This is a genomic window from Paraburkholderia sp. (genome assembly GCF_024281035.1).
Taxonomy (GTDB): Bacteria; Pseudomonadota; Gammaproteobacteria; order Burkholderiales; family Burkholderiaceae; genus Paraburkholderia.
This window is the reverse complement of sequence record NZ_JAMXLH010000022.1, coordinates 56,966-74,785: the sequence shown is the minus strand read 5'-3', so window position 1 is coordinate 74,785 and position 17,820 is coordinate 56,966. Positions and strand designations below refer to the sequence as shown.

At 64.9% G+C, this 17,820-nt stretch carries 15 protein-coding genes and 2 pseudogenes; 2 read left to right on the top strand and 15 right to left on the bottom strand.

What is annotated here, in order from left to right:
• Positions 1-4: 4 nt before the first annotated feature.
• From Q0L30_RS06440 to Q0L30_RS06425, 4 genes and pseudogenes are all read right to left on the bottom strand, one after another.
• A complete protein-coding gene (locus Q0L30_RS06440; protein ID WP_296652764.1) occupies positions 5-2,563 on the bottom strand; it encodes an FtsX-like permease family protein in 2,559 nt (852 codons plus the stop codon).
• Between the two features lie 81 nt (positions 2,564-2,644).
• A complete protein-coding gene (locus tag Q0L30_RS06435) occupies positions 2,645-3,331 on the bottom strand; it encodes an ABC transporter ATP-binding protein (protein WP_296653033.1) in 687 nt (228 codons plus the stop codon).
• Between the two features lie 184 nt (positions 3,332-3,515).
• Positions 3,516-3,638 (bottom strand): annotated as a pseudogene (locus tag Q0L30_RS06430) (bacterioferritin); the annotation flags it as partial.
• A gap of 386 nt (positions 3,639-4,024) precedes the next feature.
• Positions 4,025-4,504 (bottom strand): SRPBCC family protein, encoded by a 480-nt coding sequence (locus tag Q0L30_RS06425; protein ID WP_296652761.1) that lies wholly within the window; start codon positions 4,502-4,504, stop codon positions 4,025-4,027.
• A 145-nt stretch (positions 4,505-4,649) separates the two neighbouring features.
• Here Q0L30_RS06425 and Q0L30_RS06420 point away from each other — a divergent pair, with 145 nt between their 5' ends.
• Positions 4,650-5,255: a short chain dehydrogenase gene (locus Q0L30_RS06420; protein ID WP_296652758.1), complete on the top strand. Its 606-nt coding sequence runs from the start codon at positions 4,650-4,652 to the stop codon at positions 5,253-5,255.
• Between the two features lie 14 nt (positions 5,256-5,269).
• Positions 5,270-5,875: a DUF1571 domain-containing protein gene (locus Q0L30_RS06415; protein WP_296652754.1), complete on the top strand. Its 606-nt coding sequence runs from the start codon at positions 5,270-5,272 to the stop codon at positions 5,873-5,875.
• Between the two features lie 74 nt (positions 5,876-5,949).
• On the opposite strand, the gene Q0L30_RS06410 is transcribed toward Q0L30_RS06415, so the two are convergent.
• The 11 genes and pseudogenes from Q0L30_RS06410 to Q0L30_RS06360 form a co-directional block, all read right to left on the bottom strand.
• On the bottom strand, positions 5,950-7,308 hold the full coding sequence (locus Q0L30_RS06410) for a DUF3422 family protein (protein WP_296653030.1): 1,359 nt from the start codon (positions 7,306-7,308) through the stop codon (positions 5,950-5,952).
• A gap of 423 nt (positions 7,309-7,731) precedes the next feature.
• Positions 7,732-7,929, bottom strand: a complete 198-nt coding sequence (locus tag Q0L30_RS06405) for a hypothetical protein (protein WP_296652751.1) — start codon at positions 7,927-7,929, stop codon at positions 7,732-7,734.
• 75 nt (positions 7,930-8,004) lie between these two features.
• Positions 8,005-8,535 carry a hypothetical protein gene (locus tag Q0L30_RS06400; protein WP_296652749.1) on the bottom strand — a complete coding sequence of 177 codons (531 nt, stop codon included), beginning with the start codon at positions 8,533-8,535 and terminating at the stop codon, positions 8,005-8,007.
• 333 nt (positions 8,536-8,868) lie between these two features.
• Positions 8,869-9,252: pseudogene (locus Q0L30_RS06395) on the bottom strand (sodium-independent anion transporter); the annotation flags it as partial.
• A 75-nt stretch (positions 9,253-9,327) separates the two neighbouring features.
• Entirely contained in the window at positions 9,328-10,323 is a 996-nt protein-coding gene (locus Q0L30_RS06390) for a hypothetical protein (RefSeq protein ID WP_296652746.1), read from the bottom strand.
• Positions 10,324-10,524: 201 nt separating this feature from the next.
• The gene (gene araH, locus Q0L30_RS06385) at positions 10,525-11,535 is read right to left on the bottom strand and encodes an L-arabinose ABC transporter permease AraH (RefSeq protein ID WP_296652744.1); all 1,011 of its coding nucleotides are present in this window, start codon (positions 11,533-11,535) and stop codon (positions 10,525-10,527) included.
• A gap of 78 nt (positions 11,536-11,613) precedes the next feature.
• On the bottom strand, positions 11,614-13,161 hold the full coding sequence (gene araG / locus Q0L30_RS06380) for an L-arabinose ABC transporter ATP-binding protein AraG (RefSeq protein ID WP_296652741.1): 1,548 nt from the start codon (positions 13,159-13,161) through the stop codon (positions 11,614-11,616).
• A gap of 56 nt (positions 13,162-13,217) precedes the next feature.
• A complete protein-coding gene (locus Q0L30_RS06375) occupies positions 13,218-14,222 on the bottom strand; it encodes an arabinose ABC transporter substrate-binding protein (RefSeq protein ID WP_296652739.1) in 1,005 nt (334 codons plus the stop codon).
• Between the two features lie 63 nt (positions 14,223-14,285).
• Positions 14,286-15,215 (bottom strand): Gfo/Idh/MocA family oxidoreductase, encoded by a 930-nt coding sequence (locus tag Q0L30_RS06370; protein ID WP_296652737.1) that lies wholly within the window; start codon positions 15,213-15,215, stop codon positions 14,286-14,288.
• 45 nt (positions 15,216-15,260) lie between these two features.
• Positions 15,261-16,190, bottom strand: coding sequence for a dihydrodipicolinate synthase family protein (locus tag Q0L30_RS06365; RefSeq protein WP_296652734.1), 930 nt, complete (start codon positions 16,188-16,190; stop codon positions 15,261-15,263).
• A 38-nt stretch (positions 16,191-16,228) separates the two neighbouring features.
• The gene (locus Q0L30_RS06360; protein WP_296652730.1) at positions 16,229-17,809 is read right to left on the bottom strand and encodes an aldehyde dehydrogenase (NADP(+)); all 1,581 of its coding nucleotides are present in this window, start codon (positions 17,807-17,809) and stop codon (positions 16,229-16,231) included.
• Positions 17,810-17,820: the final 11 nt, after the last annotated feature.

Sequence of the window (17,820 nt, the reverse complement as noted above, 5' to 3'; positions counted from 1 at the left end):
CGCGTCACCAGTCGTCGCGCACGGCGCGCACCGCATCGAACGACATCGCCGCGCGCGAACTCAAGAGCGCCGTGAGCGCAGCGGCAACGACGACCGCCGACGCCAGAGCGGCCAGCAACCCCCACGGCATGTGCACGCTCATCGTCCAATGAAACGATTGCGGGTTGACGACATGCACGAGCACCATCGCGAGACTCGAGCCCAGCGTCAGGCCGACGAGCACGCCGAGCAGCGCAACGAGCGCGCCTTCCATCGCGAGCATGACCGCGATCTGGCGACGCATTACGCCGATGTGCCGCAGCATGCCGAACTCGCGCGTGCGGGCGAGCGCTTGCGCGCCGAAGCTCGCGCCGATGCCGAACAGTCCGATGATCACCGCCACCGCTTCCAGCAGATACGTCACGGCAAAGCTGCGGTCAAAGATTCGCAGGCTCGCAGCGCGGATCTCGCGAGGCTGCGCGAACTCGAGATGCTGCCCACCGGGCAGGCTGGCGCGCAAGCGTGCGATCGCCTGCGCCGGCGCCACGCCCACGTCGAGCCATAAGGCGGCATCGGTCACCCGGGTGTCGCGAGTCAGCCGGCGATAGTCGCTCGCGTCGATCACGATGGCGCCGAACTGGCGTGCATAGTCGCGCCAAACACCTGCCACCGTGAACGGAAAGCGCTGTCCCGCCAGCGGCAGCGTGATGCGCTGGCCGGGGCGCATCCCATACAGATCGGCGACCGCCTCGCTGATCCACACCGGAGGCGGGTCGCCGGTTTGCGGCACAAGCGGCGCAGTCGTCAGCGGCAGGCGCGCGGCGGGATGGCGTGGATCGATGGGGCGCGCGAGCAGGCTGACGGGCGGCAGACGAGCGTCGAGCGAGATTTGCGTCGCGCGAAGAAACTCGGCGCGTGCAACACCTGGCGTGGCGGCAATGGCCGCCTGGTCGCCTGGCGACAGGAATGCGCTGTCGCCACCAGGCGAAGCGCGCAGATAGAGCGGCGCGGGCAGCAACAGCTGCAGCCAGTCGTCGACCGCGACGCGAAAGCTCGACACCATGATCGCCATTGCCGTCATCAGGCTGAAGCTCGTGACGATGCCCGCCAGGCCGATCGTCGCGCGGCCGGGGGCATTGGCGAGCTGCGACAGCACGAGCTGCGGCAACACATGGCTCGAGCGGGGCAGCACGGCGAACACGGCGCGCGCGACGGCCGGCATCGCGAGCACGCCGCCCAGGAGCAACAGCGCGATGGCGAGATAGCCGAACACCGGCAAGCCGGCCACGGGCGGTAGTAGCGCTGCTACGAGCCCGGCGCCGATCGCGAGCAGCGCCGCCGTAACGGTCCGCTTCGTCGTGAGCAGTGCAGTCGGCGCTTCCTCGTCGCCCGCTTTCAGCGCCCGTGCGGGTCGTGCCCGCGCCGCTTCGAGCGCCGGCGCGAGACTGCCGAGCACCGACGCGGCCACCCCCAGCGCAAAAAATGTCGCCGCGGGCATCGCATCGAAATGCACATGTGGTTGAACCCCTTCGAAATAGCCGCTGCCCAGATCGCCGCCCGCATAACGGAGCACGGCGGCCGCGAGCGCGAAGCCGACGGCGAGACCCGTGGCGGCGCCGAGCACCCCGAGGATTGCGCCCTCCGAGACGACGAGCCGCAGCACGCCACGGCGCGTCACGCCTATCGCGCGCAGCAGCGCAAACTGCGCGCGGCGCCGCAGCACGGCGAGGGCCTGCATCGTGAAGACGAGGAACGCACCCGTGAACAGCGCGACGAGCGCGAGCACGTTTAGATTCGCGCGATACGCACGCGACAGCATTGACGTGCGGTGTGCGTTGTCGCCCGGCGTGACGGCGGTGACGCCCGCAGGCAAGAGCGACGCGATCGAACGCGCGAACACTTCAGCGTCGACGCCCGGCTTGAGCTTGACGTCGATGCGCTCAAGCGTGCCGAGGCGCTGCAAGCGCCATTGCGCGGCGCCGATGTCCATTACGCCAACGCGCACCGCATCGCCTGATGCAGGCAGCACGCCCGCCACGCGCAGCGCGACCGAAGCGAGCCCAACCTGCACCGTCAGCGAGTCGCCGGGCTTGAGCGCGAGCCACGTCAGCGCGGCCGGCGAGAGAAGCACGGTGTCGGGGTCGAGCAGATCGAGGCCGGTGCCTTTTGTGCCATTCGTGCCATTCGTGCGATCCGTTTGCTCCACGCGTCCGACGAGATTCGGCGTGACGTAGCCCGCGCGAAACACATCGACGCCGAGCAGCTTCAATGACTCGTCGCGTCCCACGACGCGCGCATCGACCTCGACCACCGGGCTTGCCGCCGCGACGTCAGCCAGGCGGGCAATGCGCGGGTACAGCGCTTCGTCGAAGCCCGCGCGCGGGCCGCGCAGCTCGATATCGGCATTACCCATCAGCGAGTTGACGGTGGCCGACAGCTCACCCAGCGCCGCGCGATTGATCAACTGCACGGCATAGCCCATCGCGACGCCCGCTGCGATCGCGAGAATGCCGATCAACGTGCGCAGCGGATGCCCGCGCATTTCGCCGGCGATGAGCGCCGCGCCGACCCCGCCAGCGGGCATGCAATTGCCCGGGCGGCGCGATGACCGCGATGAAGCGCAGTCGCGCGATGGCCGCACGGCGCCGGGCCAGCGCATCGCCGACTACACTCGGCCTGCGCCCGGCGCGTACGGCTCGAGCCCGTCGGGCGTGAGCCGCAGCACGCGGTCGGCGCTAGCCGCCACTGCCGCCGAGTGCGTCGCGAGCAGCACGCCCGCGCCGTTCTTTTGCGCCAGCTCGCGCAGCAGCGCGAGGATGCGCATCGTCGTGTCGTGATCGAGATTGCCGGTGGGCTCGTCGGCCAGCACAAGACGCGGCTGATGCACGAGCGCACGCGCGATCGCTACGCGCTGCAATTCGCCGCCCGACAATTCGCGCGGCAACGCGTGTTCGCGCCCGCCGAGCCCGACCGCGAGCAGCACGAACGACACGCGCACCGGCACGTCTTTCGCGCGCATGCCGTTCAAGAGCAGCGGCAGCGCGATGTTCTGCGCGGCGGAGAGGTTCGGCAGCACATGGAACGCCTGGAACACGAAACCCATTTTCTGGCGGCGCTGCAGGGTGGTAGCGTCGTCGTCGAGCGTGGCGAGATCCTGTCCGTCGAAGACGATTTGTCCCGCATCCGGCCGGTCGAGTCCGGCCGCGAGATTGAGCAGCGTCGATTTGCCGACACCCGATTCGCCCATGATCGCGACGCGTTCACCTGCCCGCAGTTCGAGATTCACGCCGCGCAGCACGTTGCGCGGCGTGGTGCCGTTGTAGTGCTTCGACACGTTGGCGAGCGTCAGCATCATGGGTCGTCAACCCCTCAATCGCCGTTCTGATTCGCTGCGCCGGACCGGTAGCGCAGCAGATGATCGGTGCCCGATTCAGTAAGTCAGCCTTCGCCCGGGCAGCCCATCATCTGGCGCACGTTCGCGTGCTGGTGCGCCAGCTTGAAGCTGTCGAAAAGTGGTGTCTGCTGCGCGTGCGCCTCGGAATGCGGCCGAATCCGAACACCAGAAACGGATAATGCGTGTACCGCACCACGCCGGCCAGATCGGATTCGAGGATCTTGTTCAGCACTGCAACGACCGGCTCCTTCTCGATCTCAGTCATGTTGCCTCCAATGCAAGGCAAGTGAGCGGTGGCGGTAGTTCATAACCCCTCCGTCTCGCAGAAAGCGCTTGCAAGCGCGCTGACGAGTTCGATTGTTGCACTTATCACGGTTTGCCGCTGTTCATCCTGCTCTCCGCGGCCGCCCGGCGACTACGCGATTGCGGGCAGCGACCGCGAGCGGCCCTGACGCTGTCGACCAGCAGCACACAGAACGGCCCTTCGCGATAACGTCGCCTGCCCCGATGAACTCCGGAATGTGTCCCTGGATCGCGATTTCGAGGCGATACGATGGCTGTATCGCCGTACCCGCCATCGATCAGTCCGTGCCGGCCGGCCGGGAAATCCCGGTCAACGACATGGCAGGGCGATAACGCTCGACAGGACCGCTACTCGATATCGATAAGACGTGCCTCAAGCAGGCGCGCGAGCGCCAGGCCGCCTTCTCGCATGATTGAATCGTGATTCCAGCGGAACGCCAGCCGCGCGAGCGGCGCGAGCGCGACCGCGTTCATCCAGGTACTGGCAGTCCTGACGTGCCAGTCGTAGCGCACTACAGTGCGGCTGCCGTCGGCTGTGAAATGCCAGCGTCCCACGCCCTCCAGCGCGCCGCTTGCCTCTCCCTCCAGCGCAACGAGCGGCGCGACGCGCGTGACGCGCACGTCGATGATCACACGATAGGGCAACGCACCCTTCCACGTGTAACGATGCACGGCGCCCAAACCGTCGGTCCCGCCCGCCTGCAGTTCGCGCACCGCCTCGACATTCCTCCACCACCTCGGCCAATCAGGTGAATCGTGGATCGCGTCCCAAACCGGCTGCACTGGCGCCTCGATGCACCACAAGGTGGTCAAACGGAATTCCGCCATCGTTCTCTTCCTCCTTGTTTGCGATACGGCTACGCATGCATACAGGCCGGCTCCGCGCATTCACGTGTATTTGCGCGAGCATTGCAAGGTGCAAAGTAGTGCTCCAGAATCACCCATCATCCACGTCCGAGTATAGGAGGCGGCGATGCGCATACTGGTAATCGGGGCCACAGGGCTTCTGGGCACGGAAATCGTGCGGCTCCTGTCCCGCGACCACGAGGTAATCGGCGCGAGCCGGAAGGGGCCTGCGCTCACGGTGGACATTTCCGATAAGGCGTCGATCGTCGCGATGTACCGTCAGGCCGGCGCACCCGATGCGGTGATCTGCGTGGCCGGCACCGCGAAATTCGCGCCGCTCGACGTGCTGGCGGACGAGGACTTCGCATTCAGCCTGGCCAACAAGTTAATGGGGCAGATCAACCTGGTGCGCTGCGCGCCCCTGGCCGTCAAGCCGGGCGGCTCTATCACGCTGACGAGCGGTGTGCTCGCGCAGCATCCGATTCCGGGCAGCGCGGCGGTGAGCGCCGTCAATGCCGGCATCGACGCGTTCGTGCGCGCCGCGGCGCTCGAACTTGCCGGCAAACTCCGCGTGAATGCGGTGAGCCCAGGCTGGGTATCCGAGACCTTGCAGGCGATGGGACGTGATCCGGATGAAGGGGTGCCGGCCGCCGTCGTCGCGCAGGCGTACCGGAAGTGCGTGGTGGAAGACATCACCGGCCAGGTAGTGTCGGCCGCGTTGAGTCCGCAGTAGCGCAAACCTGTGCGATGACGGACACGCCGCTTCCGGACCGGGATTTCGTTTCCGATGCGCAGGCACGCTTCGATGCGCTCTCAAACTATCAGGTCACGCTGAAATCGACATCGGCGGGAGCAGAACCGGTGGAGGTACGCTATTGCTACCGCAAGCCGGGCTTCGTTCGGATTGACTTCATTCGTCCGCATGCCGGCGCGACACTCACCTACAACCCTGAGACGGGGAAGGTCAAGCTTTGGCCATTCGGTTTCGACACGTTTCCGCTCCTCATGCTGAGCCCCGACAGTCGCATCATCCAGAGCCCGCAGGGTCATCGCGTCGACCGGTCCGACATCGGCGCATTGCTCGTCAATGTCCGTGAACTCCAACAGCATGGCGACACGCAGGTCGTCGGCGCTGAGACTATCGGCGTGCGCCGAGCGTCGCGTTTGATCGTGACAGGCAGGCCCGGACACGTAGTGACCGGCGTGTTCCGCTATGAGTTGTGGTTCGATGTGAGCCATGGGCTGCCCGTCAAGGTCGCGAGCGAGGGTGCGTCACGTAAGCCGATCGAAACGGTGCTGATGGAGGACCTGCGCATCGACGTGCCAGGGTCGCAGATCAGACCGTTCGGCTAGCGTTCCTCGCCAAGCTTCAACGACTTTTTGCGGAAGGCGACTTCACCGCGACCATCGGACAGCTGGGTTACCTCCTAATGCTTTTCCTGAATGGGAACTGAGTTAAAACCGATTTCCCCGACCGATGAATGTCCATTTACATCGTGATCGCCGCTTTGCGCCAATGACCGGTTTCGAGTGCGTCTCGTGATTGCGATCACTGCCAGAACGACTGGCGCAACTGCCAGGCCTTCAGCCAGCTCTGGCTGGATGGGCAGACTGAGCACGTGCAAAGCCTTGAATGCAGCCGCCGCCAACGAAAGTACGTAGTAGGATATCGCGGCAACCGACAGGCCTTCGACAGCATGTTGCAAATGCAACTGGTTCCGTGCCGTGCGCTCCATGCCAGCGAGCAAATGGGTGACGTCCTTTTCCTGCGCGAGATTGACTCGCGTGCGTAACAAATCGACGGCGCGCGCAATACGGGAAGCGAGCAGTTCGTGCCGCGCCCAGACACTGCGACAAGTCTCCATAGCAGGCGCGAAGCGGCGTTCCATAAACTCCTGAAGCGTCGGCATACCTTCGATGCGCTCTTCACGCAGCTCCTGAATTCGCCCCAGCACCAGTTTCTCGTAGGCGCATGATGCGCTAAAGCGTCCGCCCAAGCCTGAAAGTGACTCGACGCGAACCGCAAGGTGCGTCAGCTTGACAAGCAGCTGTGAGTCGTCCCCCTCCGCACCATCCGCCTCCATGCGTTGCATCAACGCATGAAGCAAGGCGTGAATCTCATCCAGGTCACGGCTCATTTGACGCGCGCCAGGCAGCGCCAGGAGCGCCATCATCCGGTACGTTTCAATTTCGTACAGTCGCTGCAGCAGCCGGCCACCTTGCTCGTCTCGAAAACCGTCGTCGATGACAAGAAATCGCGTGAAGCCATCGGGCCGCACACACCAGTCACAAAACACCTGACCTCCGCCGAGCACGTTACTACCAACGAGTATCGGCCCATCGATCCATTGCCGTACCGCGCCCCGTGCCGCGCGCGCCTCTTCACCCGTGAGAAGTTCCATGCGTGACGCGACGAGACGGCTACCGGCGAGCTGCGCAAACCAGTTGGCTGGAACACCCTGGATGGCGACATCGTTGAAAAAGTCTTTATCGCAGCGAGACTGGACGAACGTAAACGTCGAAAATTCAGTGTGACGCTCCCATTTGAGACGCCACCCGTACGGAGATTGAACGGAATAGTGTGTGGCACCTTGCGCTGGCATCGGGATTCCTGCGTCACAGCACAACGTCTGCAATAGAGCTTCATGTAACCATGGTTTTTGTTCAGCAAAGACTGCATAGTGTACGAGCGAGACGGATTCCGTCAGTTTAAGAAACGGACGTGCATGCAGTTCTGCGGCCAGCGTGGCGCGTAGCGGATGATCCAGGTATTCCGGGGTCGGCATTTTCACGATGTTATTCACGCAATGGGAGTGATGCTTCGAAAAGGTGTCACGATTGATTCCCCGTTCTTTATGTCCGCCTCGTTCTTGTTTGCACGACCCTGCTTCCGGAATCGGAGCCGCGTGAACGGCAGGCACGCACCGCGCGGCTGCCGCCGGCACTCAACGTCTTGAGCGGGTCCGTTGCCACCATTCATGGTGATCAAGATTGCGCAGAAGATCAGCACGACGCCGCTCACGGAGGTAGTGCGCAGTCACACCGGCCATAGCGATAACAAGCACGATCGTGCCAACAGCCATACCCAGCCAGGTTTGTGCCAAATCCGTCTCCCCGGTTACACCCCGGATCATCGCCTCGTGATGCCGACAGTTCGCATCGGGAATATAGCCCTCCCCGGTAACAGGCAATCGGCCATGTGCCACCGTTCAGCGCGCGCGGGCAATCGCACGCAGGACTGCGTCGCCTCGCGGGGTCAAGCGAGGTATAGGCAGACCCGCTTCGGGCGGCTCGATCGCAATCAGATCGAGCTCACGAAGCACGCCAAGCTCCAGGCGGTCCGCCTCCATCCACTCAGGCGCATCCTTCACCAGCATCAACGTGGCAAGTTCGTGGGGACTCAGCATGGCATTCCCTGGCGTCGGGGCGTTGGGAAAAAAACCGGTATCGAGCGGCGATCCGGATGGCGTGCAACGCTAGCACTACGGCCTTCGTCGCCTGCGCGCAGTCGGCGCCGCGCCGGCGACAGAATCCACATCCTTGCGTGCACTGTCCTGCAAGGTCGCAGGGGGTATCGCAGCGACGGCGCAATCCGAATCATCGGAAACCGGAATGGCGGACTTCATCATGACGTCGACGATCCTGACGCTCCTGGCCATCGCAGCGATTGCCGCTGTCGCGTGCCGGACCGTTTCGACATAACCATCGAGGGCGAACCGGTTCAGCGCCGCCGAAGTCTGCAACGTCATCTCGATTACGGTGCTGGTGGGCACGGCGAACTGCGCAGCAAACGGCGGCAACCCGCCGGTCTGGCTCCAGGCATGCGGCACCGGCGTCTGCAACGGCAGCAGGCTCTCCCGGTTGTTCTGCACGCCAACGAGGACCGCTGCGTACATCGAGAGGTTCAACCGCGCGAGTTCACTGAAGCCGGCAACCATATGGCCGGCCAGGAAGGGGAACGCAGCCGCACAGGCTGCGGTCGTGGCAAATGTTCTCTGGTCAGAACCGGTCACGATGGCTCCAGGTAGTCACCAACAGGCATGGCCGCCGCCACTGCGGCCGATCGTCGACATGCTGGCACCAGCGAATCTGTGCCAGGCCCGCCGATCAATCTAGAGGCATCATTCTAACTTTGTTAAATCCTCGCTATTAGTCTGTGTTGTCCAGGAGTTTCCCCAATATGTGGGATTCGGCGGCTGTGATGATTCGCCCGGCTACCGCGGTCGACGCGCGGTCACGGAGCACTACGCGCTACCCGGATTGCGATGGCGGGCAAACGCCCGCGAGCACGCCTGCAAGAGCCTGGCACGGTCACTCGCGCAAAGACACGGCACCGCGCGGCCCGCTCAGCTTTCTCCCGGCATCGGGAGATCGGGCCGCACGGCGGCCAGCGCCGCGTGCAGTGTCATGTAGATGTTTTCCGTGCCGATGACCGGCGTGATGCCGTGCCGGTCCATATCCGAGCGCAGATAGCGATTCACACGGCCGAACACGAGCCTCACGCCGCGCTGGGCGAGCATCCCGCACAACGTTTCGATCGAGCGGCCAGCCGAATAGTCGAGATCGGCGATCGCCGCCGAAGCGACGACCACGCAGTGCACCGGTGTCGGCGCACCGTCGATCAGGCGGCGCACCTCATCGACGAACAGGTGGTCGTTCGCATAGAACAGGTCGGCGCCGAAGCGATAGACGATCAGGCGCGGCCCGGTCTGCATGCCGGGCTCCGCAGGCCTGGTCTCCGGTCACGCGAGGCGGCATCGACCGGGCACTTTGCAGCGGCTGCCCCGCGCAATAGAACCAGGCCCCTACTCCGATGGCTGACGTGTGGTCCTGGTCAAAGACGCAAGCCGTTCGACTGTGAAACTGACGCGGCGACCGAGTGTCTTTCCTGCGGCGAGAACCGTCAGCCCATGCACATCCTCTCCCTGCCCGATATAGCTTTGCTCCGATTGCTCATTCACTACCTGAAACGAAAACGAGTCGTCTTCGCGATGAGCGCAGAGTCTGTAGCAGTCGGTATTTCCCACAATCGCGAGGGAAAACTGCCGCGCTGGCCATTCGACCAGCGCCTTTCCGCCCCAGCGAGTGAAGGCATGGTCGATTTTCGTCGCTGACAGACGGTGGGTCACCCCAAACTGCCAGGCGAATGGCGTGGGAACGAGTCGTGGAGCGCTGCCGGCCCCTCCTGCAATCCAGATGCCACCAGCGGGTGCACTGATGCGTGCATGCGGGTCCCGCACCAGGACAGCCTCAATATCGATTCCGCACCGTAACGGCGTACAGCCGCTATTCTCGAGCTCGACGGTTATTTCGAGCGTGGGACCGTCAAGCTCGTAGGTCTGGACCGCCCGACAGCATTCCGCAACGCCGGTCCGCAGGCGAAGTGATGTCTCTTCGGCAAAGTCGACTTCCCAGTCATCCACGAGTGCCGCACTGGACACCGGAAGCGGTCTACCTGCACCAGTTGCCCACACTCCGGATGACATTGCCCGACTCTGGACGACCTGCGCCACATCTGGAATCCGGATCACGGGTTCACACGAGAGCTCACGGGAAACCGGAAGATGGCTCCGCTTATCTGGCCGCCGAAAGACGGGCGTCCACATACCGCGGTCATTCCAGTCCATCTGTACAATTCCGCCATGCGTTCCGGCCTTGACACCGAGCCTCAGATGCGCATTGGACAGCGTCAACGTCGTTTGGCGAAGCGCGCTCTCTGCTTCGCCACATTCAGGCTCGCCAGGTCGACGCGCCTTCGCGAAGACCAGCTTTCGTGAATCCGCTTCCCGTGTATCGAGCACGTCCCTCTCCTCCATCAGACAGTCTGGATGGCAACCCGGGATGGTTCAGGTCGTCGTGACGAGTTCACCACCGCCGCGCCCGTCCTGCCCGCGCTGGCCGTCATGCGACGGCTTCCCGGTTTTCGGCCCCAATCCCGCGCCACCGGTACGACGGCGTCCGGCATGCCGCTCGATGACCCGCTGAAGCAGACAGAGACAGGATCAGACTGCGCGCTTGCTGCGACGGAACTGGTCGAACAGCACCGCAAGCAGCAGGATGCCGCCGCGAATCAGGTACTGATAGAACGTCGGCACATTCATGAGGCTCATGGCGTCCTGCACCGCGCCCATGATGAGCACGCCAACCAGCACGCCCGAAATCGTCGCCACGCCGCCCGTGAGCGACACGCCACCCAGCACGCACGCCGAGATCACGCCGAGTTCGAGACCCACCGATGTCTTCGGGTCGCCGAGGCTCATACGCGAGGCCAGCATCACACCCGCAAAGCCCGTAATGAGCCCTTGCAGCACGAACACTGTGATCTTGATGCGCGTAACCGGCAGACCCGCAAGCCGCGCCGCTTCGCTATTGCCGCCCACCGCGAGCACGTTCTTGCCGAACACGGTTTTCTTCAGCAGGAAGCCGAACACCACGAAACCGATGATGTTGCTCCAGATCGGGAACGAGATGCCGAGGAACGAGCCACCGCCCAGGTCGAAGAAGCGCTCTTCCGAGATCATGACGGCGTCGCCGTTCGAGGTGAGAAACGCGAGACCGCGCACCGCTTCCATCATCGCGAGCGTGGCGATCAGCGAATTGATCCTGAAGCGCGCGATGAGCACGCCATTCACGAGCCCCACCGCGCCGCCCGCGAGCACGCCCGCGACAATGCCGAGCAGCACGCTATGTGACTGCGTGATGACGGTCGAAGCCACCACGCCCGAGAATGCCACGATGGACGCCACGGATAGATCGACCTCGCCGAGCGCGAGCACGAACATCATCGTGACGGCAATCGAGCCGATCAGCGTGACGGAGAGCAGCAGGCCCTGAATGTTGCGGGTCGTGAGGAAGTCGGGCACCGTCGCGGAAAGCACCGCGAACAGCACCACGAACACCACCACGATGCCCGACTTGTTGATCATGTCCCACGCGCGCGCGCGCTGGGGCGTAATGGGCGCGGTGGCCTCGTTGACGGTAGGGGTGCCTTGTGGCTGCATGGCTTCACTCATCTCGGGTTCATCGTTACGAATCGGCGGCGCCCTTCGGGCTGGAGCTCACGGTGCGCGCGACCGGTAAGGTAAAAACATTTATCGTGGCAGCGCCATCCTGATCAGTTCGTCAGGCGAGGCTTCGGCTTTCGGTACACTGCCGGCAATGCGGCCTTCGCGCATGACGATGATGCGGTCCGACACGCCGATAACTTCGGCGAGATCGCTCGACACCATGATCACGGTCTTGCCCGCTTCCGCGAGGTCGTACAGCAGGTTGTAGATCTCGGCGCGCGCCCCCACGTCGATGCCGCGCGTGGGCTCGTCCATCAGGAACACTTCGATGCGTTCGGCGAGCCAGCGCGAAAGAATCACCTTCTGCTGGTTGCCTCCCGAGAGCGTGCCGATGGCAGTGTCGCCGTTGCGCGTCTTGATCGCGAGTTTCCTGATGTAGTCCTGTGTAAGCGAGCGTTCGCGCTTCGCGTCCAGCAGGAAACGCGCGGGACTGAAATGGCGGCGCGCGCTGATATTGAGGTTGTCGGCCACCGAGGCGATTGCCACGATGCCTTCCTGCTTGCGGTCCTCGGGGCATAGCGCGAGACCCGCGCGCACGGCGTCGCGCGGGCTCGCGAAATTCACGCGCTTGCCGTCCAGTTCGACATAACCTGCACTTGAGCGCGTCGCGCCGTAAATCAGCTTCATGAGTTCCGACCGACCCGCGCCCACCAGCCCGAAGAAGCCGACGATCTCGCCGCGCCGCGCCCGGAACGACACGGGTTCGGCGAGGCCCGGCCCGAGCAGCCCTTTTGCTTCGAGCAGCACGGAACCGGCTTCGCGCACGCGATAGCCGTACACGTCCTCGATCGAGCGACCCACCATCGCTGCAATCAGGCGGTTGCGGTCGAGGTCGGCCACCGAATCGAAGGTTTCGATACGCTTGCCGTCGCGGAACACCGTCACGCGGTCGCAAAGCTCATAGACTTCGTCCATGCGATGCGTGACGTAAATGATTGCGCGACCATCGGCGCGCAGTGCGTTGATGATGCGAAAGAGGTTCTCGGTCTCGCGTGCCGAAAGCGAGCTCGTCGGTTCGTCGAAGGCGATCACGCGCGCGTCGCGCATCAGCGCCTTGCCGATCTCGATCATCTGACGCTGGCCAATGGAGAGATTCTTCACAGGCGTGCGCGGATCGATACGCTCGCCCAGCCGCTGCAATTCGTCCATCGCGCGTTTGACGAGCGTCTGCTCGTCGAGCACGCCGAGGCGGTTGGGCAACTGCCCGAGCATCAGGTTGTCCGCCACGGTCAGCTCGGGCACGAGATGCAGTTCCTGATAGATGATCGCGATGCCTGCGTCGAGCGCCGCCCGCGTGGTCGTGAAGCGCTGCTCCACGCCGTTCAGGCTCAACGTGCCGGCCTGCGGCTGGTTCACGCCCGAGAGCACCTTGAGCAGCGTGGACTTGCCCGCGCCATTCTCGCCCATCAGGCCGTGCACCTCGGCCGCGCGCACGTCGAGCGCGACGCGGTCGAGCGCCTTCACGCCCGGGAAGCTCACGGTGATGCCGTCGAGCTCCAGATACGCGCGCTGCCCCTGTCGAGCCCCCGCGTGGTGCGTACCTGCGGCGTTCGTTGCATCTGCATGTGTCATGGTTTCAGTCATTGCATCCCTGCCCTTGCCGTCGCCTCCGTATTGCTACGGGGTACTTAGATACCAAGTTCGCTGCGCACAGCCGTCCAGTTGCCGCGCGTCATCAGCTTGCCGGTGGTCTGAGTGTCGGCGGGCGGCTGCTTGCCGGTGTGGATCCAGTCGACAAGATTCTGCGCGCTGTCCTTGCCGTGGTTCGTCGAGCTCACGGCGATCGTGCCGTAAAAGCCGGTGGGTTCCTTCTTCTGGAATTCGGCGAACGCCTCGCCCGCGCCATTGATGCCCACGCCGATCACATCAGCGGCCGGAATGTGCAGCTGTTCCGTTGCGCGCACCGCACCCAGCACGCTTTCCTCGTTGAGTGCGAATACCACCCACTTCTTGATGTTCGGATGCTGTGCGAGCACCGGGGAGGCCGCGTTGAAACCGCCTTCGTCGTCGGTGGTCTTTTGCGGGGCATCGAAGATGTTTTCCTTCTTGAAGCCACCGGCCAGCAGCGTTTGGGTAGCACCGTCGGTGCGCAACTTCGCCGTGGGCAGTTCATAGTCGGTGATACGCAGCGCGCCCACTTCCTCCGGCTTCCAGCCCCGCTTCTTCATCTCGTCGCTGATCGCCTGTCCCACCTGGTTGCCGATCTTGAAAGCCGACATGCCCAGATGCGGCACACCCGCGAGCGGCTTGCCCGACGAGTCGACCAGTTGATCGTCCACCGTCACGAACTTCATGTTGTAACGTTTGGCGCGCGCCTGAATGGCCGGTCCAAGACGCACGTCGGGTGCGCAGATCACGAAGCCCTGCGCGCCTTGCGCACCGAGATTGTCGATCGCGGCCAGCACCTTTTCGCCGTCCGGCGTGCCGATGTTCACCACCGAGAAGTTCTCCTTCTGGCCGAGCGCCGTGGCAGCCTTCTGCTCGTTGATGAACCACGCCTGCTCGGGCATCTTCACAAGAAATCCGATCTTGGTGGGCGAGTCGGCGTGTGCCGCCATACTCATGCCGAGCGGCGCGACGCACAGGGCCGCGAACACGGCGCGAAGGGTGAACCGGCGGATGTTGCTGGTCATGCTGTGTCTCCTCTGATGACGCTTTTGCGTGGGGTGAAACGGTTACGCTCTGTGACGGAATGCTCAATGGCCAAACGCCTCGACTTCGATATGGCGCCCGAGCAGGAATGCGTCGGCCACAAGGCGCAGCGGACGCACGTCCACGTCGTCGGCGCCATGCGCGATCAACCAGTGAAAGCGCTCGTAGAGCGCCGAATATTCCCGTTCGGCGCCAGCTTCGACCGGCTCGCCTGCGATGGCGAGGCGCTTGCCGCCTTCGGAGATCGAGAGCAGGCCCTCGGTGGTCTCCACGTCGATTTCCCATTGCTCGACCGGGCCGTGGCGCCAGTCGAATTCGGCACGCACCGGCACGCCGTCGGTGTCGATGCACTCGAGTTCGGCGGCGATGGGCGTCGAACAGTCGGACGGTACATGCAGCGCCGCGCTGCGCAGCAGCACCTCGCGCGGCAGAATGCGCGTGACGATCGACAGCGCGTTGATGCCCGGATCGAACACGCCGAGGCCGCCCGGTTCCCAGATCCATTGCTGGCCCGGATGCCAGCGGCGCACATCTTCCTTCCACCGCACGTGCACGGCGCGGATCGTGCGCCCGGCCAGCCACGCGCGCGCCGGTTCGACGGCGCGCGCGCAGCGCGAATGCCATGTGGCGAACAGCGTGCGCTTGTGCTGCTTCGCGAGTTCGCGCAGCGCTTCCACTTCGCTCACGCTCGCGCCCGGCGGCTTTTCGAGCATCACGTGCTTGCCCGCTTCCAGCGCGGCGCGCGCCTGCTCGTAGCGCACCTGCGGCGGCGCGCACAGCGACACGGCGTCGAGGTCGCGCTCGGCGGCCAGCAGCGCGCCGATATCGGCGTAATTGCGCACGCCGTCCACCTGCGCGTTGCGACTCGCGGCGGCCACGAACTCGAAGCCCGCGTTACCCGCGATGGCGGGCAGATGCTGGTCGCGCGCGATCTTGCCCACGCCCACGATACCCAGCCTGTACGAGGCATTCATACCGATCTCCAAATCTTGTTTTATTTCGCATCGCGAATCGATGGGTCACTTGCCCCAGCGCAGCACCAGCGGATCGAGACGACGCGCGATATCGACCAGCTCCTTGCGTGTCTGCGGATGCATCGCGGGCAGCGGATGGCGCGGCAGCTCGCAGTCGATCACGCCGCCCTCCTTCATCAGCGCCTTGCAGGCGAGCAGGCCCGCCTGGCGGTTTTCGTGATTGATGAGCGGCAGCCACTTCTGGTAGAGCGTGAAGGCGTCGTCGAGACGGCCTTCGCGGTGCGCCACGATGATCGGGCGAATGCCGTCCGGGAATCCGCCGCCCGTCATCGCGCCGGTCGCGCCCGCGTTCAGGTCGGCCAGCAGCGTGATGCCTTCCTCGCCGTCCCACGGACCCTCGACCGCTTCGCCGCCAAGGCGGATCACCTCGCGCAGCTTGTTGGCCGCGCCTGGCGTTTCGATCTTGAAGTACGAGACCTGCTCGATCTCGCGCGCCATGCGCGCGAGGAACGGCGCGGACAGCACCGTGCCACTCGCGGGTGCGTCCTGAATCATGATGGGAATATCGATGGCGTCCGAGACGCCCTGGTAGAACGCGTAGATTTGCTGCTCGGGCACGCGCAACGTCGCGCCGTGATACGGCGGCATCACCATCACCATCGCCGCGCCCAGATCCTGCGCGCGCCTGCTGCGCGCCGCGCACGCGATCGTGCCGTAGTGCGTGGTCGTCACGATCACGGGCACGCGGCCCGCCACGTGTTCGAGCACGGTGCGCGTGATGATTTCGCGCTCGTCGTCGGTGACCGAGAACTGCTCGGAGAAGTTCGCCAGAATGCACAGGCCGTCCGAGCCCGCGTCGATCATGAAATCGACGGCGCGCTTCTGGCTCGCCAGATCCAGTTCGCCGGTTTCGGTGAAGGTGGTCGGCACGACGGGAAAAATGCCCGTGTAACGGGGCGTACGGCTTGCAGTCATGTTGTCTGTCCTGCTTCGAATTTTGGCGGCGGTGCGCTTCAGGCGCTCTCGGGCTGACCCGCGAAACGCCGCTTCACGTGCAGCGGATTCGCGTCGCGCAACGCGTCGGGCAACCAGCTATCGGCGAGATTCTGGTAGCAGACCGGGCGCAGGAAACGCTCGATCGCCGCCGTGCCCACCGAGGTGCTGCGGCCATCCGAGGTGGACGGGAACGGGCCGCCGTGCACCATCGCATCGCAAACCTCGACACCCGTAGGAAAGCCGTTGGCCAGCAGACGGCCCGCCTTGCGCTCGATGAGCGGCAGGAGCGCGCGCACGAGATCGCCGTCGGCGGCGTCCGCGTGCAGCGTGATCGTCAACTGGCCTTCGATATGGCGCAGCACGCGGCGCAGTTCGGCTTCGTCCGCGCATTCGACCAGCACGCTGCTCGGGCCGAACACTTCTTCGCCGAGCGATGCGTCGGCCAGCAGATCGCTTGCGCTCACGCGCAGCAGCGCCGCCTGCGCGCGGCCGGGTGCCGCCGCGCCGCGCGCGAGCGTCGTGACCTTCGGATGCTCGACGAGACGGCCGATGCCGTGCTCATACGCGCGCAGAATGCCCGGCGTAAGCATCACGCCCGCCGCCGCCGCGCTAAATTCGCGCGCGGCGTTCGTGGCGAAGGCCTCGAAGTCCGCGCCTGCGAGACCGAGCATCAGGCCCGGATTGGTGCAGAACTGGCCGCAGCCGAGCGTCGTCGATGCCGCGTATTCACGCGCCAGCGTCTCGCCGCGCGCGGCGAGCGCGCCCGGCAGCAGCAGGTTCGGATTCACGCTGCTCATTTCGGCGTAGACGGGAATCGGCTCGGTACGCGCCGCCGCCAGCTTCACGAGCGCAAGACCGCCCGCACGCGAGCCGGTGAAGCCGACCGCGCGGATCGCCGGATGCTGCACGAGCGCGCTGCCCACTTCGTGGCCCGCGTCGAACAGCAGCGAGAACACGCCTTCGGGCAGGCCCGCCGCCGCGACCGCCTGCTGGATCGCGCGGCCGACGAGTTCCGAGGTGCCCGGATGCGCCGGATGCGCCTTCACGACCACGGGACAGCCCGCGGCCAGCGCCGACGCCGTGTCGCCCCCCGCCACCGAAAACGCCAGCGGGAAATTGCCCGCGCCGAACACCGCGACCGGGCCGACGCCGATGCGCCAGAAACGCAGGTCGGTACGCGGCGGCTGACGTTCGGGCAGCGCCGGTTCGATCCGCACGTCGAGCGCATCGCCGCTGCGCACGAGCGTGGCGAACATGCGCAATTGATTCGCAGTGCGTGCGCGTTCGCCTTCGAGGCGCGCGCGCGGCAGGCCGCTTTCGGCCATTGCCCGTTCGATCAGTTGTTCGCCGAGCGCTTCGATGCGCGCGGCGCAATCGTCGAGGAATTGCGCGCGTTGTTCAGCGGGCAGCGTGCGATAGGAGTCGAAGGCGGCGTCCGCGAGTTCGCAGGCCTGTTCGACATCGCCTCGCAGCGCGCCGTGGAAAACCGGTTGCGCGAGGGGCGTGTTGCTCGCGGCGTCGATCGCCTGGAACGCCGCGCCTTCGCCGCGCTTCGCGCGCGCGCCGATCAGCAGCTCGCCGGTGAGAGTCGTCGTCATGATGGCAGTCC